The organism is Micropruina glycogenica, assembly GCF_900289045.1.
Taxonomy (GTDB): domain Bacteria; phylum Actinomycetota; class Actinomycetes; order Propionibacteriales; family Propionibacteriaceae; genus Micropruina; species Micropruina glycogenica.
The window spans coordinates 2,421,325-2,441,366 of sequence record NZ_LT985188.1 but is presented as its reverse complement, the minus strand read 5'-3'; the positions used below and the strand labels follow the sequence as shown (position 1 = coordinate 2,441,366).

The window sequence follows — 20,042 nt, the reverse complement described above, 5'->3', positions numbered from 1 at the left end:
TGAGATCCCGGGTCAAGCCCGGGATGACCGCTGTCTGTGTCATCACGAACGCCGGGTCTTTGACGGGCGAGACGTGAGCGCACTCCATCACGGCACGCCGTCATCCCGGCGAACGCCGGGATCTCCATCTGTCGCGCACTCGATCACGGCACGCCGTCATCCCGGCGAACGCCGCGATCTCCCATCTGTTCCACTGCACGGTTGCGGGTGAGATCCCCGGTCTCGCCAGGGACGACGGGGTCTTCGGCAAGGAGTGTCGGCACCTTGATCGGCGCCGCACCGCCTGCACGCGACTAGGGTGAACGCGGCCGAACCGGAGGTTCATCGATGCCGAGTCGTACCGTCGCCTTTCTCGACGAGGTGCCCCCGCCGCTGCGTGAGGGGCTGCGGCAACTGCGCGACGAGCTGGGCGTGCCCGACGACTTTCCGGCCGAGGTGATCGAGGCGGCCCAGGCCGCGGCCGCCGACGTCCAGTTGCCGGTGACCGACCTCACCGACGTCGAGTTCGTCACCATCGACCCGGCCGGGTCGCTCGACCTCGACCAGGCGCTGCACCTGTCGCGCACCGACACGGGCTATCTGGTGCGCTACGCCATCGCCGACGTGGCGGCGTTCGTCGAGCCCGGCGGGGTGATCGATGACGAGTGCCACGAGCGGGTCGAGACGCTGTACGCGCCGAGCCGGCGCACGCCGCTGCACCCCGAGGCGCTCAGCGAGAACGGGGCCAGCCTGCTGCCCGACGTGGTGCGTCCGGCCCTGGTCTGGCAGATCGAGTTGGACGCCGACGGCGCCGTGGTCGACGCCACCGTGGCACGCGCCCGGGTGCGCAGCCGCCGCCGCTACAGCTACGACGAGGTTCAGGCCCTGATCGACGGCGGCCAGGCCGGCGACGTGCTCGACCTGCTCAAGGTGATCGGGCAGTTGCGCGAGCAGGCCGAGGTGGCTCGCGGCGGCGTCAGCCTGGGCGTGCCCGAGCAGGAGGTGACGGTCGCCGGCGGCAGCTGGGCCCTGGTTTACCGCACGAACCTGCCCTGCGAGGGCTGGAACGCGCAGCTCTCGTTGCTCACCGGCATGGTGGCGGCTGACATGATGCTGAAGGCGGGTGTGGGCATTCTGCGCACCCTGCCGCCGGCCGAAGACCACGCGATCAACCGGCTGCGCCGCACCGCGCAGGGGCTCGGCATCTCATGGCCGCAGAAGGTGAGCTACCCCGATTTCGTCCGGGGACTGAAGGCGTCGGTGCCGCGCGAGGCGGCCATGCTGAACGCCTGCACCACGCTGTTTCGCGGGGCCGGCTACGACTCGTTCACCGATGGGGCACCCAAAGAGGCCGAGCATGCCGCCATCGCGGCACCGTACGCCCACGTGACCGCACCGTTGCGGCGGCTGGTCGACCGGTACGCAGGCGAGTTGTGCGTGGCGCTGAGTGCCGGCGAGCCGGTGCCCGCTTGGGTGCTGGACGCCCTGAACGACCTGCCCAGCGAGATGGAGGACTCGGCGCGGAGGGCCGGCAAATACGAGCGGGGCATCGTCGACCTGGTCGAGGCCATGGTGCTCGCCCCGCACATCGGCCAGAGCTTCAACGGCGTGCTGATCGACGTCGATCCCGACCGTCGGGCCGGCCGTTTGCAGGTGCCCGACCCGGCGGTCGAGGCCCGGGTGAAGGGCAGCCGGCTGAAGCTGGGTGGCGAGGTGACCGCCACGCTCGTGGCCGCCGACCTGGTGAAGGGCAGCGTCGACTTTCGGGTGTTCTGAGCGTGGTCGGTGCTGTTTGAGCGTGTCGAAACCCCTGACCGGGGTGTCGAAAAGCTCGACCAGCACCTGATCGGCTCACTCAGTCGTCGTGACCGTAGCGATCTTCCCAGCGGTCCTCCTCGCGCTCAGACGCGTAGCGCTACGTGACCGTGTCGGTGCCCGCACCGCCGCTGACGGTGTCACTGCCGGGTCCGCCCCCGACGAGGTCGTGGCCCGAGCCGCCGTGAATGTAGTCGTTGCTGCTGCCGCCGTCGACCTCGTCGTTGCCCGAGCCGGCGCAGATCACGTCGTTGCCGCCGTTGCCGTCGATCTCGTCGTGACCGCCGAGGCCCACGATCACGTCGCGTCCGCTGGTGCCTTCGATGTCGTCGTTGCCGTTGGTGCCGACGATGGTGGCCTTGTAGCCGTTGCAGTACTGGGTGGCCGCCTGTGCCTGGGGTGCGCTGAAGGCGCTCAGGCCGATCGCCAGGCCGGCCGCAAGCGGAAGAATCGCGAAGCGGCTCAGCCGCCGGGTACGGGTGGTGAACGTGTGCTGCTCCTTTTCGTGTGCCGGGCCCTGCGCCCGGTTGCTTGAGCAGTACTTCACCGGCCCCGCGTGAAACCGCTGTTAGGCATGCATGAGGAACGCCTCATCTGCGCATTCCCCGTCGGCCTGTTTCGTGGCCTACCCTTGAGCCCGGACGAGTCGGCCGGGTGATCGCAGCGCAAGCTGAGGAAAGTCCGGACTCCACAGGGCAGGGTGGTGGGTAACACCCACCCGGGGTGACCCGCGGGACAGTGCCACAGAGAACAGACCGCCGCCGGTGACGGCGGTAAGGGTGAAACGGCGGTGTAAGAGACCACCAGCACCCCAGGTGACTGGGGTGGCTAGGCAAACCCCACCCGGAGCAAGACCAAGAAGGGCCCCCGTCTTCGGACGAGAGCCCGCGGACGCCGTTCGAGCGCTGCCCGCGCGAGGCGTCCGGGTAGGTTGCACGCCCACGGGCGAAGGCGGCTGGCAACAGCCGTCGCAGATGGATGATCACCGGCCCTCGGGCCACAGAATCCGGCTTACAGGCCGGCTCGTCCCCTCCGGCCGGCTCTGCGCACGGTTTCTCGCATTGCTTCGGATCTGGCGGCGTTGGGTCGCGAGATCCGGCGTTCGCCGGGATGACGAAGTGCGCGACGGATGACGACGTGCTCCGCGATTGCGACGTGTGCGCCGGGATGCCGAGGCTTACGTCATTGCGGCGAACGCCGCAATCTTGATGTGCCCAGGGGCGGTGCAGAACCGTCGGCTCGGCTCTCGCTCAGCGTTTCTCGACCCTGACGCCGGCGCGCGAGCCGTCCACCTGCCTTTGGGTTTCGGTGTCGCCGATCGTGGCGAAGGTCAGCAGGCCGCTGCGCGAGCCGTCGGTGTGCTGCACCACCAGCACTTCGACGTTGTCGCCGGGAATGTTGTCGAGGTAGCTGATCCGCACCTGGAACTTGATCTCCCACGCAGGCAGCCCGTCCACGGTGAGCGAGCGGCTGCTGCTGGTGGTGAGCTTGGTCTTCTCGCCGTTGTAGAAGCGTGACTCCGAGTCGTCGCGAATGGCCTCGGCCTGCTGCTGCAGGGTGCCCAGCATCGAGTGCGGCTGAATGCCGGCCAGAATCACCTCGCTCACCCAGGCGGGGGCGATCTTGCGTTCGAGCCCGGTGGCGCAGATGGCCCACGGCAGCACCCGCACGGGGTTCACGCTCCACCGTGAGTCGTCGATCACCGGCACCGACAGGCCGCCGCCGTAGAGCCGGCCGTTCACCACGGCGTCGTCGTACTTGGGGCACGGCAGGCTGACCTCGGGCGACTTGGTGGGCGTGGGTGTCGGGGTTGGCGTCGGAGTCGGTGTGGGTGTCGGCGTCGGCGTGCGCTCGTCCCAGGCCGACACTGTCGGCGAGCCGGTGGGCACCGACCGCGAGGGCGAGGGGCCGGCGCCGAACACGCGGGGCAGAAAGAACACCGCCAGCAGTGCCACCACGACCACGGCCACGATGGCCGCGATCAGCAGGCCCGCGCGTCCCGGCTTGCCGGACGACGGTTGGCCGCCGGGATTCGCCGACAGCCGATCGGTCCAGGCCGTGCCGTCCCAGTAGCGGAACATGCCCGCCTGACCGCCAGGATCGGGAAACCAGCCCGGTTGTGCCATCGTCGCCTCCTCGGCCCCATGATGCCTCGCCCTCGGGGCAAGTCAGGGCAGGGTGAGTATTTCCGCTCCCTGCGGGGTCACCACCAGAGAGTGCTCGAACTGCGCACACCGACTGCCGTCGTTGGTGACGACCGTCCAACCGTCACGCCACAGGTGGTTGGCCTGATCGCCCAGGGTGAGCATCGGCTCGATGGTGAACGTCATGCCGGGCTCGATCACCGTGGTGAGGCTGGGCTCGTCGTAGTGCGGAATGACCAGGCCCGAGTGAAACGCGGTGTGCACGCCGTGGCCGGTGTAGTCGCGCACCACCCCGTAGCCGAACCGCTTGGCGTAGCTCTCGATCACCCGGCCGATCACGTTGACCTGCCGACCGGGCCGCACGGCCTTGATCGCCCGGTTGAGGGCCTCTTGGGTGCGTTCGGTCAGGTCGGCCGACGCCTGGTCGACCTCGCCGCAGAAGAACGTGCCGCAGTTGTCGCCGTGCACGCCGTCGATGAACACGGTGACGTCGATCTTGACCAGATCGCCGTCTTCGAGCGGACGAGAGTCGGGTATGCCATGGCAGATCACCTCGTTCACCGAGGTGCAGATCGACTTGGGAAAGCCGCGATAGCCCAGGGCCGAGGGGTAGGCCCCCTGGTCGCAGATGAAGGCGTGAGCGACGGCGTCCAACTCGTCGGTGGTGATGCCGGGCGCGATCGCCTCGGCGGCCACATGCATGGCCTGGGCGGCGATGCGGCCCGCCACCCGCATCTTCTCGATCACCTCGGGGCTCTGCACGTGCGAGCCCCGATAGGGGTCGGGTGCGGGGCGTCCGACGTAGTGGGGGCGGGTGATCGAGCGGGGCACCTGACGCCGCGCGGTCAGCGGGTAGGGCTTGATCGCGGTCACGGGCGCGATCATAGTGGGACCTTCCGAGCGACGAGGAGGCGGCCGTGACCGACGAACAGAATCAGTGGTACTGGTGCCTGAAGCACAACGCGGCCGAACCCTGGGACGGTTGCCGGGCTGAGGATCGCCTGGGCCCCTACGCCACCCGTGACGAGGCCGGCCGGGCGCTCGAGACCGTGCAGAAGCGCAACGAGCAGTGGGACCGCGAAGACGAAGAATACGGCGACGACCCCGACTCGCCATCGGTGATGGGGGCCTGAGCGGCCCGCGCACCGTCCCCGCCGGTCAGCCCGGTCGTCCCGGTGACCCGTTCGTACCGGCGACCCAAACAACCGGGCGACCCCAACAACCGGGCGGCCCCGTCATCCCAGGCGACCCGGTCAACCCCGCGACCGGTCGTCCCGGCGACCCGGCACCCCCGTCATCCCGGCGAACGCCGGGATCTCACCGCCGTCACGCTCACAGCTCGCCGCCGCTGCCGAAAGCCTGAGCAGTCCGCACGTTCGTGGATGTAACCCAACTGAAACACGCCGGACGGCAGACTAGCGGCCATGGATAAGCAGACAGAGTTCGTCCTGCGTGCCATGGAGGAGCGCGACGTCCGCTTCGTCCGCCTGTGGTTCACCGACGTGCTGGGCTACCTGAAGTCGGTGGCAATCGCACCCGCCGAGTTGGAGGGCGCCTTCGCCGAGGGCATCGGCTTCGACGGATCGGCCATTCAGGGCTTCACCCGCGTCTACGAGGCCGACATGGTGGCGCACCCCGACCCCGCCACCTTTCAGTTGCTGCCCTGGCGTGGCACCACGCAGGGCACCGCGCGCATGTTCTGCGACATTCGGCTGCCCGACGGTTCGCCGGCCTTCGCCGACCCGCGCTACGTGCTCAAGCGCGCGCTTCGCAAGGCCGCCGACATGGGGTTCACCTTCTACACCCACCCCGAGATCGAGTTCTACCTGTTCAAAGAGCCGGTGGTGCCTGGCGAGCCGCCCATTCCGGTCGACCAGGGCGGCTACTTCGACCACACCACCGCCAATGCGGGCACCGACTTCCGGCGGCACGCGATCACGCTGCTGGAGCAGATGGGCATCTCGGTGGAGTTCAGCCACCACGAGGGCGGCCCCGGTCAGCAAGAGATCGACCTGCGGTACGCAGACGCGCTGATGACGGCCGACAACATCATGACCTTCCGGGTGGTGATCAAAGAGGTCGCGGCGATGAAGAACATGTTCGCTTCGTTCATGCCCAAACCGCTGGAGAACCACCCCGGGTCGGGCATGCACACGCACGTGTCGCTGTTCGAGGGCGACAGCAACGCGTTCTACGACGCCTCTGCCGAATACAACCTGTCGAAGATCGGCCGCCAGTTCATCGCCGGCCTGCTGCGTCACGCGGCCGAGATCTCGGCGGTGACCAACCAGTTCGTGAACAGCTACAAGCGGCTGGCGGCGGGCTCGGAGGCACCGCGCTACATCTGCTGGGGCCAGAACAACCGCTCGGCCCTGGTGCGCGTGCCGATGTTCAAGCCCAGCAAGGGTGCCTCGGCGCGGGTGGAGCTGCGGTCCATCGACTCGGCGGCCAACCCCTACCTCGCCTACGCGCTGGTGCTCAGCGCGGGGCTCGCGGGCATCGAGAACGAGTACGAGTTGCCCGAGGGTGCTGAAGACGACGTCTGGACCCTCACCGAGCGGCAGCGTCAGTCGCTGGGCATCAAGCCGTTGCCGCGCTCGCTCGACACCGCGATCACGCTGATGGAGAACTCCGAACTGGCGGCCGAAACCCTTGGCGAGCACGTGTTCGACTTCGTGTTGCGCAACAAGCGGGTCGAGTACGAGGCCTACCGGTCGCAGGTCACCCCGTGGGAGTTGCGCACCTCACTGCCTGCACTGTGAAGCGTTGGGCTCACCGAACGAAAACTGAGCGCCAGTGCGGCTGAGACGCCCTGTTTGCGGCGTGTCGCGCTCACTGGCGCTCACCTTTCGTCACCGAGGCCAATCGCCCGCTCAGCCGATCAGCGGAAACACCCCGGCCAGATCGCTGCGGGTGCCTGACGCACGCACCTGATGGGTGGCGAGGGCGTCCAGCCAGGTGAGTGAACCGGCCGCCAGCCGCAGCATCACCTCGGGGGAGCACTCGACCACGTTGGGCGGGGTGCCGCGGCGGTGCCGTCCGGCGTCGTCGAGGGCGAGTTGAACGGCCGCGAACGGCGGCACCCGCACTTCGATGCTGCCGCCCGGGTGCCGACCGGCGAGCTCGGCGCAAACGGCACGCACCAGCCGGGCGGTCTCGGCCCGATCGAGTACCTCGCCGTCGTCGAGGAGCTGGACGGCTCGGCGAAGGTCCGAGGCGTCCAAGGGCTTGGCGGGGCGGGGCATACCGCCGACGCTACTCGGCCGGTGATCGTGCAGGCACCATGGAACGGGCGTCGCGGCTAGCATCACGGCTATGGACCGGACGACGACGACCGAAGGCACGCTCGCCCGGCTCGGGTTCGGCGATCCGCACCGGGCCGCAGAAACCCTCGACGCATGGTTCGCCGAGCATGGTGACGGCTGCGGCGCGTTGGTCGACCAGGTGATCGCCTCGGCCGACCCCGATCTGACGCTCAACGGACTGACCCGGTTGGACGCCGCTCGCCCCGACCTGTTGGCCGCGCTGGTGGCAGAACCCGAGTGGGGTGAACGGGTCTGCCGGGTGCTCGGGGCCAGTGTCGCGCTCAACCAGCACCTGGGTGCACACCCTGCCGACGTGGATGTGTTACGCGGCCCGATCGAGCGCCGCGCCGTGACCGGGTTACGGGCGGCCGTGCTCTGCCCGATCGGCGCCGACCCCGGAGACGAGCAACCTGTGGCGCAGCCGCAGCGGTCGGACGAGCTGCGGCTGGCCTACCGGCGCGAGGTGCTACGCATCGCCGCCCGCGACCTGACCAGCACCGACCCCCTGGCCGAACTGCCCAGCGTCGCCGGCGAACTGGCCGACCTGGCCGACGCCACCGTCGAGGCGGCCCTGGCGCTGGCTCGCGAACAGGTGCCCGGCTGGCAGAAGGCACGCCTGGGCATCGTCGCCCTGGGCAAGACCGGTGGCCAAGAGCTCAACTACGTCAGCGACGTCGACGTGCTCTACGTCGCCGAACCGGCGCTCGACGAGTCGGGCGAGCCGGTGTGCAGCACCGCCGAGGCGATCGCGGTGGCCGCCAAGCTCGTCGGCGCCCTCACTCGCGAGTGCTCAGCGCACACCGCGGCCGGCACCATCTGGCAACTCGACGCGGCGTTGCGTCCCGAGGGCAAGGCGGGGCCCCTGGTGCGGTCGCTGGCGTCGCACCAGGCCTATTACGAGAAGTGGGCCAAGAACTGGGAGTTTCAGGCCATGCTCAAGGCCCGCGCCATGGCGGGTGACCGGGCTTTGGCCGCCGAGTTCGTGGCCATGGTGGCGCCGATGGTGTGGCGGGTGGCCGAGAACGACCAGTTCGTGTCAGAGACCCAGGCCATGCGCCGCCGGGTGATCTCGCTGCTGCCCGCCCGCGAGGCAGACCGCGAGATCAAACTGGGCGCCGGTGGTCTGCGCGACGTCGAGTTCAGCGTGCAGTTGATTCAGTTGGTGCACGGACGGGCCGACGACCGGGTGCGCCAGGCCGGCACCCTGGCGGCCCTCGCCAAGCTGATCGAGTACGGCTACGTCGGACGCTCCGACGGCAGCGACCTCGACGCCGCGTACCGACTGATGCGGCTGCTGGAGCACCGCATTCAGCTGGAGAAGATGCGCCGCACTCACCTGATGCCCGACGACGAGTTGAGCCTGCGCCGCCTCGCCCGCAGCACGGGCATGGCCGACGTCGACGAGCTGCTGACCCGATGGCGCGACGCCACCAGGCGGGTGCTCAAGCTGCACCAGCGGTTGTTCTACTCGCCGCTGCTCGAAGCGGTGGCGCGCATTCCGTCCGAGGCCGTGCGGCTCACCTCGTACGGGGCCGAGGTGCGGCTGCGCGCGCTCGGCTACGCCGACCCGAAGGCGGCGCTGCGGCACATCGAGGCGCTGTCGCAGGGGTTGTCGCGACAGGCCGAGATTCAGCGGCAACTGCTGCCCGCGATGCTGGGGTGGTTCACTGCCGGCCCCAACCCCGACCATGCGCTGCTGGCGTTTCGGCAGGTGTCAGAGGCGATGGGGCGCACGCATTGGTACCTGCGGGCGTTGCGTGACGGTGATGCGATGGCCGAGCGGCTGGCCCGCATTCTGTCGTCGAGCCGCTACACCGTCGACCTGATGATGCGTGCACCGCAGTCGGTGGGCATGCTGGGCGACGCCAGCAACCTGCAGCCGCGCGATCGCGGCGAGATCCTGGCCGAGATGCGTGCTTCGGCCAAGCGGCACGACGACGTCAGTGTCGCGGTGGAGCACATTCGGGCGGTGCGACGCCGCGAACTGCTGCGGGTGGCGATGGCCGACATTCTGGGGCTGATCGACCTCACCACGGTGGGCGTCGGGCTTTCTGAACTGATCAGCGCCACCATCGACGCCACGCTCGAGGTGGTGCGGCGGCGGTTCGAGTGGTCGCCGCGCATGGCGGTGATCGCGCTGGGCCGCTGGGGTGGCGGCGAGCTGGCCTACGCCTCGGACGCCGACGCGATGTTCGTGGTCGAAGACTCCGATCGACCGGACGCGATGAAGATCGCCACCCAGATCACCTCAGACCTGCGTGCGGTGCTGGCCAAGGCCGGCCCCGACCCGTCCCTCGACATCGACATCGATCTGCGCCCCGAGGGCAAGAACGGGCCCATGGTGCGCTCGTTGTCGTCGTTTCGGGCCTACTACGAGCGCTGGTCGTCGACGTGGGAGGCGCAGGCACTGGTGCGGGCGGCGCACGGGGCGGGCGACCCCGAACTGTCGGCCGAACTGCTCGAGAGCATCGACGTGTTGCGCTACCCGGCTGACGGGTTGCTCCGGCAGCAGGTGCTCGAGATCCGCAAGCTGAAGGCGCGCATGGAGGTGGAGCGCATTCCGCGCGGCAGTGACCCGCTGCGCAACACCAAGCTGGGGCCCGGTGGGCTGTCAGATGTCGAGTGGGTGGTGCAGTTGCTGCAGTTGGCCAACGCCCACGAGGTGCCGGGGCTGCGTACCACGTCGACGCTGACGGCACTCGCTGCGGCCGAGCAGGCCGATCTGGTCACCGTCGACGACGCGCGCGCCCTACGCGACGCCTGGCTGCTGGCCGGACGCCTGCGCAACGCGATTCTGCTGCTGCGTGGACGGGCGTCCGACACGATTCCGTCCGACCCGCGCGAGGCGGGTGCAGTGGCGCAGTTGCTGGGCTACGACAAGGGCGAGGCGAGCATTCTGTTCGACGAGTACCGCCGGCGAACCCGGCACGCGCGTCAGGTGATGGACCACGTCTTCTGGGGCCTTGATTGAGCTGACCGGGCGGCGAGCCACGACACGTTCGCATCTGATGGCGGCATCGGTGTCTGGTGCCGGGTCGGGTGTCTGGTGCCGTGTTATTAACCGGCAGCAGAGACGGTGGGCGGCACTGCCGACGGATGGCGGCATCGGTGCAGGCATTGTTGGCGAGTCCGGCGTTGTGGAGTCGCCGCGAGAAGTTCGCATCTGATGGCGGCATCGGTGTCTGGTGCCAGGTCGGGTGTCTGGTGCCGTGTTATTAACCGGCAGCAGAGACGGTGGGCGGCACTACCGACGGATGTCGGTATCGGTGAAGACCGCCTGCTTCGTTCGCCGCGATCAAGCTGCGCGGCGCTGGGCCCTCGAAAGCGCCGCGTTGACGCGGCGAATCAGCTTGGTGCGCTCGGTTAACAGCTCAGTGGTGATGCGCACGACCTCCCAGCCGAGCGACCGGATCTCGTCTTCGCGCAGCTTCTCACGCATCTCGCTACCCTGCTCGTCGTACTTGCCGGTCCCGTCGCATTCGATCAGCACGCGGCTGGCGCCCAGCCGGGCGTCCGCGCGGTATTGCGTGCCAGGCACCTCGAACTGCGGGTGTAAGCGCCACCCCCAATGGTGAAACGTCAGCGCCGAATGTGATTCCAGGGGTGATTCTCGCCGACCGTCGGCGAGCGCCAGGACAGGAACCAGATGTGCCCGTCCGACGTGATCTTTCAGTCGTGAGCACCATGACTCGACGTCGGCGAGCGTGACGGAACCCGTCCGCAAGGCGTGGTCGATGGCCATCAGCCCAGATACCGGGCAGGTGAGTGCAGTCTGCGCGATCACCAATGCAGGCAGCAGAACTGCGGCGTCGTCGACTCGACGGTGAATGACGACGGTGGGGCGGCTGCGGGCCGGACCGTCGTCGACGCGCATCAGATGAACTCGTTTCAGGTCAGGTCGATGAACGGGGTAGCCAAGCAGAATCGCGCCCGATTGGTGGCTGGGGACTGTGCCCGGGTGGTCTTTGAGTTCAGCCTGCACGACTAGCGCGTGCCGGTCAGTGGGCCACTCCATGGTTCGTGGGGTGTACCAGCCCCGCTTGAGGCGGGTGAGCTCGCCAGCGGCCAACGCCTGCCGAGTGTCGACCGGTGTGACGCCCGCCCGCGTCAGTTGCCCAACGCTCAGTATTCGATGGTCACGCAGTTCATCCGGAATCACGACCTCAGCATGGGCACGAGCGGCGAGAAGTGTTCAAACCGCCCATCCCTCCCAATGATCGGCGCCGCTTGATGCACGGCACCATCGCATTACAACAGCCGATGACCGTTCGGAACTCTGCGACGGATGCCAGCATCTGCCTCTGCTGCCCGGTTGGATTTCTGGTGCCGTGTTAGGGCGCGGCAGCACAGACGCCGTTCGGCACCTGTGATCGATGCCGGCATCGGTGTTGGCGAGTAAGGGTCTACCGCAGTGCACCGATCGTCAGATGTGCAGCACGGTCAGGTCCGGGTGAACCTCGGCGCCCAAGGCAGCCAACCGGCTTGTCAGTTCCGCCAACCGCGGGTTGTCGTGGCCCAGATGAATCGCCACCACGCGGGTGGCGTCGTCGACCGCACCGACGGCGCACAGCGCCTGCACGGCAGCGCCGAAGCTCACGAAGTTGTGATGGACGGCATTCGGCGGGGTCTTGTCGCCGAACGTCTCCTCCAGCAGCACCAGGTCGAACGTCCAGCCCCGGACGAGCTCGAGCAGCCTCGTGCGCCAGGGCCCGGTGTCGGTCGCGTACAGCAGCGAGCGGCCGTCGCGTTGCACCGCGTACAGCACCGCCTCGCCCAAGGCGTGATGCGTGGCGGGCAGCACCTGCACCCGGTAGCCGTCCACCTCGAACGTGTCGCCCGCCGTCGCCACTGTGAGGGTGACCGCGGTCTGGTCGGGCGCCAGCCAGTCGCGGCACAGCTCGATCGCAGGTGCGGGTCCGATCACCTGCAACGGTTCGGTGCTCACCCAGCCGCGGTGCATCAGAAACGCCGGGTCGAGATGGTCGTCGTGCGCGTGCGAGATCAACACGGTACGAACTCCGGTGAGCTCGACTCCCGCACGGGACGCCTGCCGGGGCGCCTCGGGGCCGCAGTCGATCAGCAGCCGGCCGTCCACCAGCACCGACGCGTTGGTGCGCACGTACCCCGACGACCTCGCCTCGGCACAGGTGGGGCAGGCACACCAACTGTTGGGCACGCCGTCCGAAGCGCCGGTACCGAGCAGTAGCACGTCCACGCCTTAAACCTACTGTCAGAATGGACGCCGGATCAGAGAGGGGAACCCGTGGCTGCAGCGTCCAACCGACGCGTCTGGGTCGTGCTGTCGGTGGTGCTGCCGGCGGTGGTCGTGGGCGTGCTCACCTGGCTGCGCCGCTGGGTGTCGGACGACGGCTTCATCAACGTGCGGGTGATCCTGCAACTCGTGGCGGGCAACGGACCCACCTACAACCTCAACGAGCGGGTCGAGGTGGGCACCTCGACGCTGTGGCTGTTCTTCGTCACCCTCGGCAAGCTCGCGGCCCCGTGGGCCGAGGTGGGCGAGGTGATGGTCTGGCTGGGCACCGGCTTCATCACCCTGGCCATGCTGCTGCTCGGTCTCGGCGCCCTGCACCTGGTGCCCGCCCGCAGCAGCGTCGTGCTGCCACTCGGCACCGCGGCCCTGGCCGGCCTGGCGCCGTTTTGGGACTTCGGCACCTCTGGCCTCGAAACGTCGCTGACCTTCTGCTGGATCGCGGCCTGCTTCTGGGCGCTGGCCAGGCGTTGGGCCAACCGCCCGCGCAAGCCGCTGCCCGCGTGGCGTCCGTGGCCGGTGGCGGTGCTGATCGGGCTGGGCGTGCTGATTCGGCCCGACCTGGCCCTGGTCAGCCTGGTGTTCGGCATCATGCTGCTCTGCCAATCGGAGCGTCGAGTCACCGGCTGGCTGAGTGCCGCCGGCTTCGCCCTGGCGCTGCCCGTGGCCTACGAGGTCTTTCGCATGGGCTACTACGCCTCGCTCGTGCCCAACACCGCCCTGGCCAAGGCCAACGGATCGGTGGCCCAGGGTCTGCTCTACCTGCGCGATTTCGTGTTCACCTACCACCTGTATCTGCCGGTCGCGTTCGCGCTGGCCCTGTACGCGGTGGGTCTGGCGCGCGGCTTCAAAGACCGCGACCCCGGCCTGACCGCGCTGTGGCTGGGGCCGCTGGTCGGTGTCGCCATTCACGTGGGCTTCGTGATCTCGGTGGGCGGCGACTTCATGCACGCCCGGTTCTTGCTGCCCGCCACGGTGCTGCTGTTCGCGCCGGTCGCCGTGATCGGCGGCGCCGCCTGGACGCGTGTGCTCGCGGTGCTCACCCTGGTGTGGGCGCTGGTGGCCGGGCTGGTGCTGAGGCCGGCCCTGTGGAACGGCATGATCGTGGACGAGCGCAGCTACTACTCCGCCTTCGTGCCCGACCGGCCGGGGGCGATGGTGATCGCCGAGAACTGGTCGGCCGACGTCGGCTTTCAGCTCACCCAGCGCGCCGCCAAAGACCTCGCCGACGGACGCTCATACTTCGTCGACATCACCAAACCCGACGATTTGCTGCCCACCTACAACGGCGAGGGCGTCTACGTGGTGATCAACTCCCTGGGCATCGCCGGCGTGGGCGCGGGGCTGCACGTGGTGATGGTCGACCCGCCCTCGCTCGGTGACCCGATCGGGTCACGACTGGTGCTGGCGCCCGACGCGCAGTATCGCGTCGGCCACGCCTACAAGCCGGTGGTGTGGGCGATGGCTCGCTACACCGCCGCCGACGTGCACCCCGACGACCAGGCGCTGAACGACGCCCGCGCCACCCTGGCCTGCGGCGACGTGCCCACCCTGATCAGCGCGATCAGTGAGCCGCTGACCGTGCAGCGGTTCTTTACCAACATCACCCTGGCGCCGAAGCTGACGCTGCTGCGCATTCCGGTCGATCCGGCCGAAGCTCGGGCCACCCTGTGCTGAGGTCCCGGGACGACCGTTCGTCATTCCGTGGGCAGCAGCATCATCACCGACTGACCCAGGTCGATCGAGCGCGCCGGGTCGGGCACCGGAATCTTCAGCCCTTCGCCGTGGCTCGGAAACACCGCCGAGAACGCGTACACCCCGATCAGCCCGAACGTGGCGGCCACGAACAGCAACCACCACGGGCCTTGGCCTCGGTGTCGGCGTAGCTCGCCCCACCGGGGGTGAGCCGTACAGGCCGCCCCAGCGATCCGGCCAGCCCGGCCTGACGAATGAGTCGCTGTTGCTGCACGTCGCTCGACAGCCGCGTCGACACCTGGCTCGACAGCGCCTCGATCACCGCCACCACGCCGCCCTCAGGCCGATGGCACCGCCGAACCCGAACGAGGTGATGCCCAGCGCGGCCGCGTTGCCGGTTCGGCTCAGCGGTGCCGGACGATCGCCCTGGCCCTCGCGAAGCTGGTCGTCGAAGTTCTGGTTGGGGTCGCGGTGGCGAAGCAGGGCGATGATGCCGCCGCCGACCATCACCACCGCGAAGATCACGATGGGGCCTTGGCCCCCGGTCCAGCCCCAGACGAAGTCGGAGACGCCGCGGATCAGCTTGAGCACCAGGGTGGTCACGATTCCGCCCACGAAGCCGTAGCCGATCGCGGTGACGATGGGCTTCATGTGGCCCCCTGCCGCCGCGCTCACGCCCCGGGCCGTCCGATCGGCACCTGTTGGGCTGGCGTCAACGTACTGCACGCGGCAGTTGCGCGCCGACGATCGCACGCCCAACTCGTCGAAACCTCTGACCATGCGTGGTCTCCACACGCTCGACCACCGATGGTGCAGATCCGGCCCAGCACCTGAGGTGAGCCCGGTCGGACGATCCTGCACGCGGCCGGTGCGCACCGGCGCCCGGCGATAGACTGAGCCCCGATGTTCACTACAGCGACCGACCTGCCAACCTCTCTCGAACCGCTCTCGGGCTGGGGACGCACCGCGTCCGGCCTGTCGCACGTGTTGCGTCCCACCACCCCCGACCGCGTGATCGCGGCCGTGGCCGCGGTGGCCGACCACAACGCCGGCAAGCCGTCACACCTCAAGCGCGGCGTGGTCGCGCGGGGGCTGGGGCGCAGCTACGGCGACGTGGCCCAGAACACCGGCGGCCTGGTGATCGACATGAACGGCCTCGACACCATCCACGAGATCGACACCGAGACCGGCATCATCGACCTCGACGCGGGGGTCAGCCTCGACGCCCTGATGCGTGCCGCCCTGCCCTACGGCCTGTGGGTGCCCGTGCTGCCCGGCACCCGCCAGGTCACCATCGGCGGTGCCATCGGCTGCGACGTGCACGGCAAGAACCACCATTCGGCGGGCAGCTTCGGCGACCACGTCACGTCCATGGACCTGCTGGTGGCCGATGGACGGGTGCTCACCCTCACCCCCGAAGGCAGTTCCGACGACCCCGACGGCAGCCTGTTCTGGGCCACCATCGGCGGTGTGGGCATGACCGGCATCATTCTGCGGGTGCGGCTGGCGATGACCCGCACCGAAACCGCGTACTTTCTGGCCGACGGCGTGGTCACCGACAGTCTCGACGAGACCATCGCAGTGCACTCCGACGGCTCCGAGGCCCGCTACGACTACAGCTCGGCCTGGTTCGACGCCATCTCGGCGCCCCCCAAACTCGGTCGTGCCGCCGTGTCACGCGGCAGCCTGGCCACGCTCGCGCAACTGCAGGAGTATGCGCCCAAACTGGCCGCCGACCCCCTGCACTTCAGCGCCAAGCCGCTGTTCGAACTGCCCGACGTCTTTCCCAACGGGCTGGCCAACAAGTTCACCTTCAGCGCGCTGGGCACGGTGTGGTACGCCAAGTCGGGCAACTACACCAACAAGATCCAGACCCTCACCGGCTTCTATCACCCGCTCGACATGTTCAGCGAGTGGAACCGCGCTTATGGGCCGGCCGGCTTTCTGCAGTACCAGTTCGTGGTGCCGCCGTCGGCGATCGATGAGTTCAAGGCGATCATCGGCGACATCCAACGCTCGGGCCACTACTCGTTCCTCAACGTGTTCAAGCTGTTCGGCGAGGGCAACCGCGCCCCGCTCAGCTACCCGATGGCGGGCTGGAACGTGTGCGTCGACTTTCCGATCAAGGCCGGGCTGAACGAGTTTCTGACCGGGCTGGACGCCCGCATTCTCGAGTTCGGCGGACGGCTCTACACCGCCAAGGACAGCCGCACCACAGCCGCCACCTTCCACGCCATGTACCCCGACATCGACGCGTGGATCGCGACCCGGCGCGCCATCGACCCCGACGGGGTGTTCGCCTCAGACCTGGGCCGCCGGCTCGAACTCATCTGACCCCACGCGTCCCCGCGAATCACGCACGAAAGCGAGACCCCATGTTCGACGCCGTCGGCAACCCGCAGTCGATTCTGCTGCTGGGTGGCACCTCTGAGATCGGCCTGGCGATCATCACCGAGTACCTGCGCCGCCAGCCCGTGCGCGTGGTGCTGGCCTGCCAGCCGGGCGACCCGCTGACCGAGGCGTCGGTGGACGCCCTGAAGGTGCAGGGCGCCACCGCGGTTGAGGTGCTCGACTTCGACGCCACCGCGTTCGACACCCACCCCGCGGTGGTCGAGGCAGCCTTCGCCGGCGGCGACATCGACCTGGCCATCGTGGCGTTCGGCCTGCTCGGCGACGCCGAAGAACTTTGGCAGAACCAGGCCAAAGCCGTGCAGATCTGCCAGGTCAACTACACCGGCGCGGTCAGCGTCGGCGTGCTGCTCGGCGAGCGGTTCAAGGCGCAGGGCCACGGCCAGATCGTGGCCATGAGCACCGTGGCCGGCGAGCGGGTGCGGCGCTCGAACTTCGTCTACGGCTCGACCAAGGCCGGGCTCGACGGCTTCTACCTCAACCTCGGTGAGGCGTTGGACGGGCTGGGGCCCAAGGTGCTCGTCGTCCGGCCCGGGCAGGTGCGCACGCGCATGTCGGCCGGCGTGAAAGAGGCGCCGCTGACCGTCGACAAGGGGGACGCAGCGAAGCAGATCGTGCAGGCCGTCGCCGACGGCAAGACGCTGATCTGGGTGCCGCCGGCGTTCCGGTTCGTGATGATGGCGCTGCGGCACGTGCCCCGTCCGGTGTTTCGCAGGCTACCGATCTGAGCTGTGGTAGCCGAGCGGCTCGGCCACGGTGACCCGCAGTGAGAACGTCATGGTGGCGCCCTCGATGATCACCAGGTACTCATCGGGCGAGACTCGGTAGACCGACCGCCGCTGTTCGCTCATCGGGTGCCGCGGTTGAAACGTCCAGGCGTACCGCTGGGCCTCGGCGCGGGCGGTTTCGCGGTCGTCCCAGGTGCTCGGCGTCACCGGCACGGCCAGCCAGCGCATGCTGTTGCCGCTGCCCTCGGTCTGTTCGACGATCACCGTGAACTCGGTGTTCGACGGCTCACGTGAGTCGTCGGATCGGTCGAGGGGCTGCGGCAGGGTGGGCCAGAACTGGTCGGTCACCGGGTGAGAATCGCTCATCACGGGTTCACACCAGCCAGCCGAGGCGCATCGGGTCGGTGCTGCCCACCTCGATGTAGTGCTCGCGGCTGAACATCGCCTCGAACGCTTCCACCGGCATGGCCAGCATGCCCCCCACGTCGGTGACCTGGCTGATGTGGCAGGCCATCATCGTGCGCCGCTTGGCCAGTTGGCCGGTGACGTCGACCTGTAGGTTGAGTTCGGCCTCGGGGGTGCCGAGCGGGTTGCCGTCGGTCATCGGAGCGTCGGGGTCGAAGTCTTCCGCGCCCTCGATGCCTGCGCTCTTCGCCAACTCGAAGTTGCGTCGCATGAGGTCGCGGTTCATCGTGGCCTCGAACAATCGCGGACGCTGGGCGGCCAGTTCGGCCGCCCGGCGCACGACCTGGTGCACCCTGACGTGATCGGGATGGCCGTAGTTGCCGTGCCAGTCGTAGCCCACCAGCACGTCCGCCTGTTCATGGTCGAGCACGGCTGCCAGCCGCCCGGCCGCCTGGTCGAGATCGGCCTGCAGGAACGCGTCGGGGTCGTTGTTCTGCGTCCACCCCGCCATGCCCGAGTCGGCATAGCCCAACCAGTGCACACGCTCGATACCGGCGACCTCGGCGGCGTTGGCCGCCTCCTTCATGCGGCGCTGCGCCACGGTTTCGCCGGCTGCGAGATCAACGGCAGCCTCGCCGTGCTCACCGTGGGTGGCGAACACCACCACCACGCGATGGCCCTCCTCGGCGGCCCGGATCATCGACCCGGCGGTCAGGGTGCCTTCGTCGTCGGGGTGGGCATGAACGAACACGATCGTGGACACGGCGGCAAGTATGCCCGAGCCCGAATGGGACGGTTCTCATTCCGGCTCAGATTGCCGGTGATACAGAAAGAGAACCGTCCTCACTTCTGGCTCAGCCCGCTGGGCGAGGTTCAGAAGAAGACCAGATCGCTGATGGTCACCAGGCCGCCGGCGGCGAACACCTCGATCGAACAGGTGTCGACCAGCACGTCCACGTGGACGGTTTCGGGCTCGCCGGGCACCTCGGCCCACTGCCGGCTGCCGAACGCCTCGTGAAAGTCGTTCATACCCACCCCGCGACGATCGAGGCTGAGCACCCCGTTGTGATACTCCAGCGCGACTCCGTTGATGACGACCCGGTCGCCGGCCGCCAGTGCGTGATGCTGCAGGGCGTCCACGGGCAGCTCTCGGACGGGCCGCTGCCGCACCCGGTAACCGTCGTCGAGAAGCACCAGGTCGAGTTCACGGGGGATGGTCATGATGCTACGACCGCCGGTCAGCGGCACGTCGGCGGCGTAGTCCCAGTTGTTCATCCAGCCCAACACGATCCGGCGGCCGCCCGGGGCGTCCGCGAACGACACCACGGCATAGCAGTCGCGGCCGTAGTCGAACCAGTCGTACGACCGCAGCAGCGGGTCGTCGAGACCGAGGTCACGATCGGTCGACGTGGCGATCACCCGGTCTGGGGTGAACGTGTGGCCGTCGAAATCACCGACGAAGTACTGGCAGCCGCTGCCACCGGCCACCCCGCCCGGGTTGACGTTCACCAGCAGCACCCAGCGGGTCTCGTCATGTCCGGCCACCGGCAGTTCGAACAGGTCGGGGCACTCCCAGACGCCCGCGGCCGCATGCGCCGGGCCGAACGTCGAGCAGTACGTCCAGTCGACCAGGTTGGTCGAGCGGTAGATCACCACCTGCTGGTTTTCGGCCTCGACGGCCACCATCACCCAGGCGTCGCCGTGCCGAAACACCTTGGGGTCGCGAAAGTTGGCCGAGCCTCTGTCGAGCACCGGGTTGCCGGAGTAGTTGGTCCAGTGCGATCCGCCGTCGAGGCTGTAGGCGAGGCACTGGGCCTGGGTGCCGTGCCGCTCGCTGCCCGGGCGGTAGTTGGCGGTGTAGATCGCCACCAGCGGCGGCCAGTCGGCGGTGCCCAGGTCGCTGGAGTTGGTGGCGTCGAACACACAACTGCCCGAGAAGATCTCTTCGCTGTCGGTATGCCACAGCGCGACATGATGCTCGGTCCAGGTCAACAGGTCGGGCGACGTCGCGTGCCCCCACGACATGTTGCCCCAGCGGTCGTCCGAGGGGTTCGACTGGTAGAACAGGTGCCACGTGCCGGCGTAGTGGATCAGCCCGTTGGGGTCGTTCATCCACGTCTGCAGCGGCGAGTAGTGCCAGCGTGGACGTGAGTGCTGGCGCGCCATGGTCCGCATGGTAGTGGGCTGCGTCGCACGTTCGTCAACAGATCTCGGCAGCCCGGTGGGAGCGCTCTCCCAGCGCAGCACGGGATGCACGAACCCCGCGGCGAGTGTCTGTGACGACGCGCCGGCC

19 protein-coding genes and 1 other RNA gene are annotated in these 20,042 nt (G+C 68.6%); 8 read left to right on the top strand and 12 right to left on the bottom strand.

The features are described from left to right. Positions 1–327 precede the first annotated feature (327 nt). Positions 328–1,755, top strand: coding sequence for an RNB domain-containing ribonuclease (locus MPLG2_RS11525; RefSeq protein WP_105186250.1), 1,428 nt, complete (start codon positions 328–330; stop codon positions 1,753–1,755). Positions 1,756–1,894: 139 nt separating this feature from the next. On the opposite strand, the gene MPLG2_RS11520 is transcribed toward MPLG2_RS11525, so the two are convergent. Beyond that, the gene (locus MPLG2_RS11520; RefSeq protein WP_105186249.1) at positions 1,895–2,341 is read right to left on the bottom strand and encodes a calcium-binding protein; all 447 of its coding nucleotides are present in this window, start codon (positions 2,339–2,341) and stop codon (positions 1,895–1,897) included. 95 nt (positions 2,342–2,436) lie between these two features. Here MPLG2_RS11520 and rnpB point away from each other — a divergent pair. Then, an RNA gene (rnpB, locus tag MPLG2_RS11515) (RNase P RNA component class A) lies at positions 2,437–2,824 on the top strand. Between the two features lie 220 nt (positions 2,825–3,044). Here the strand turns inward: rnpB and MPLG2_RS19670 are convergent. Both MPLG2_RS19670 and map read right to left on the bottom strand, forming a co-directional pair. Beyond that, positions 3,045–3,920 (bottom strand): DUF2510 domain-containing protein, encoded by an 876-nt coding sequence (locus MPLG2_RS19670; RefSeq protein WP_105186248.1) that lies wholly within the window; start codon positions 3,918–3,920, stop codon positions 3,045–3,047. Between the two features lie 42 nt (positions 3,921–3,962). Next, positions 3,963–4,811 carry a type I methionyl aminopeptidase gene (gene map / locus MPLG2_RS11505; protein WP_231935998.1) on the bottom strand — a complete coding sequence of 283 codons (849 nt, stop codon included), beginning with the start codon at positions 4,809–4,811 and terminating at the stop codon, positions 3,963–3,965. Positions 4,812–4,855: 44 nt separating this feature from the next. Between map and MPLG2_RS11500 the strand changes: the two genes are divergently transcribed. Both MPLG2_RS11500 and glnA read left to right on the top strand, forming a co-directional pair. Further along, on the top strand, positions 4,856–5,071 hold the full coding sequence (locus MPLG2_RS11500) for a hypothetical protein (protein ID WP_105186246.1): 216 nt from the start codon (positions 4,856–4,858) through the stop codon (positions 5,069–5,071). 291 nt (positions 5,072–5,362) lie between these two features. Then, positions 5,363–6,700 (top strand): type I glutamate--ammonia ligase, encoded by a 1,338-nt coding sequence (gene glnA / locus MPLG2_RS11495; RefSeq protein WP_105186245.1) that lies wholly within the window; start codon positions 5,363–5,365, stop codon positions 6,698–6,700. Between the two features lie 111 nt (positions 6,701–6,811). Here glnA and MPLG2_RS11490 read toward each other — a convergent pair whose 3' ends face one another. Continuing rightward, positions 6,812–7,183, bottom strand: coding sequence for a sterol carrier family protein (locus MPLG2_RS11490; RefSeq protein ID WP_105186244.1), 372 nt, complete (start codon positions 7,181–7,183; stop codon positions 6,812–6,814). Positions 7,184–7,253: 70 nt separating this feature from the next. Between MPLG2_RS11490 and MPLG2_RS11485 the strand changes: the two genes are divergently transcribed. Then, positions 7,254–10,214, top strand: coding sequence for a bifunctional [glutamine synthetase] adenylyltransferase/[glutamine synthetase]-adenylyl-L-tyrosine phosphorylase (locus tag MPLG2_RS11485; RefSeq protein ID WP_105186243.1), 2,961 nt, complete (start codon positions 7,254–7,256; stop codon positions 10,212–10,214). 324 nt (positions 10,215–10,538) lie between these two features. Here MPLG2_RS11485 and MPLG2_RS11480 read toward each other — a convergent pair whose 3' ends face one another. Together MPLG2_RS11480 and MPLG2_RS11475 are read right to left on the bottom strand one after the other, a co-directional pair. Continuing rightward, entirely contained in the window at positions 10,539–11,117 is a 579-nt protein-coding gene (locus tag MPLG2_RS11480) for a hypothetical protein (protein ID WP_105186242.1), read from the bottom strand. Positions 11,118–11,666: 549 nt separating this feature from the next. Beyond that, positions 11,667–12,458 (bottom strand): MBL fold metallo-hydrolase, encoded by a 792-nt coding sequence (locus MPLG2_RS11475; RefSeq protein WP_105186241.1) that lies wholly within the window; start codon positions 12,456–12,458, stop codon positions 11,667–11,669. Positions 12,459–12,506: 48 nt separating this feature from the next. On the opposite strand from MPLG2_RS11475, the gene MPLG2_RS11470 reads away from it, so the two are divergent. After that, the gene (locus MPLG2_RS11470) at positions 12,507–14,189 is read left to right on the top strand and encodes a hypothetical protein (protein WP_105186240.1); all 1,683 of its coding nucleotides are present in this window, start codon (positions 12,507–12,509) and stop codon (positions 14,187–14,189) included. 20 nt (positions 14,190–14,209) lie between these two features. On the opposite strand, the gene MPLG2_RS18505 is transcribed toward MPLG2_RS11470, so the two are convergent. Genes MPLG2_RS18505 through MPLG2_RS11460 form a run of 3 tightly spaced genes read right to left on the bottom strand, consistent with a single transcriptional unit; the run spans position 14,210 to position 14,858 of the window. Further along, positions 14,210–14,356, bottom strand: coding sequence for a hypothetical protein (locus tag MPLG2_RS18505; protein ID WP_158681100.1), 147 nt, complete (start codon positions 14,354–14,356; stop codon positions 14,210–14,212). Then, entirely contained in the window at positions 14,335–14,535 is a 201-nt protein-coding gene (locus MPLG2_RS11465) for a hypothetical protein (RefSeq protein ID WP_158681098.1), read from the bottom strand. The genes MPLG2_RS18505 and MPLG2_RS11465 overlap by 22 nt, the downstream gene beginning before the upstream one ends. Next, positions 14,526–14,858, bottom strand: a complete 333-nt coding sequence (locus MPLG2_RS11460) for a hypothetical protein (RefSeq protein ID WP_105186238.1) — start codon at positions 14,856–14,858, stop codon at positions 14,526–14,528. Before MPLG2_RS11460 ends, MPLG2_RS11465 begins: the two co-directional genes overlap by 10 nt. Positions 14,859–15,110: 252 nt before the next feature. Here MPLG2_RS11460 and MPLG2_RS11455 point away from each other — a divergent pair, with 252 nt between their 5' ends. Continuing rightward, the gene (locus tag MPLG2_RS11455) at positions 15,111–16,541 is read left to right on the top strand and encodes an FAD-binding oxidoreductase (protein ID WP_105186237.1); all 1,431 of its coding nucleotides are present in this window, start codon (positions 15,111–15,113) and stop codon (positions 16,539–16,541) included. Positions 16,542–16,582: 41 nt separating this feature from the next. Then, positions 16,583–17,344 carry a decaprenylphospho-beta-D-erythro-pentofuranosid-2-ulose 2-reductase gene (locus tag MPLG2_RS11450; RefSeq protein WP_105186236.1) on the top strand — a complete coding sequence of 254 codons (762 nt, stop codon included), beginning with the start codon at positions 16,583–16,585 and terminating at the stop codon, positions 17,342–17,344. Here MPLG2_RS11450 and MPLG2_RS11445 read toward each other — a convergent pair. From MPLG2_RS11445 to MPLG2_RS11435, 3 genes are all read right to left on the bottom strand, one after another. After that, positions 17,333–17,710 (bottom strand): hypothetical protein, encoded by a 378-nt coding sequence (locus tag MPLG2_RS11445; protein ID WP_105186235.1) that lies wholly within the window; start codon positions 17,708–17,710, stop codon positions 17,333–17,335. The genes MPLG2_RS11450 and MPLG2_RS11445 overlap by 12 nt on opposite strands. A gap of 7 nt (positions 17,711–17,717) precedes the next feature. Further along, complete coding sequence (locus MPLG2_RS11440) at positions 17,718–18,512, bottom strand: PIG-L family deacetylase (RefSeq protein WP_105186234.1); 795 nt, start codon at positions 18,510–18,512, stop codon at positions 17,718–17,720. Positions 18,513–18,622: 110 nt separating this feature from the next. Next, positions 18,623–19,915, bottom strand: a complete 1,293-nt coding sequence (locus tag MPLG2_RS11435; RefSeq protein ID WP_197709923.1) for a glycoside hydrolase family 32 protein — start codon at positions 19,913–19,915, stop codon at positions 18,623–18,625. Positions 19,916–20,042 lie beyond the last annotated feature (127 nt).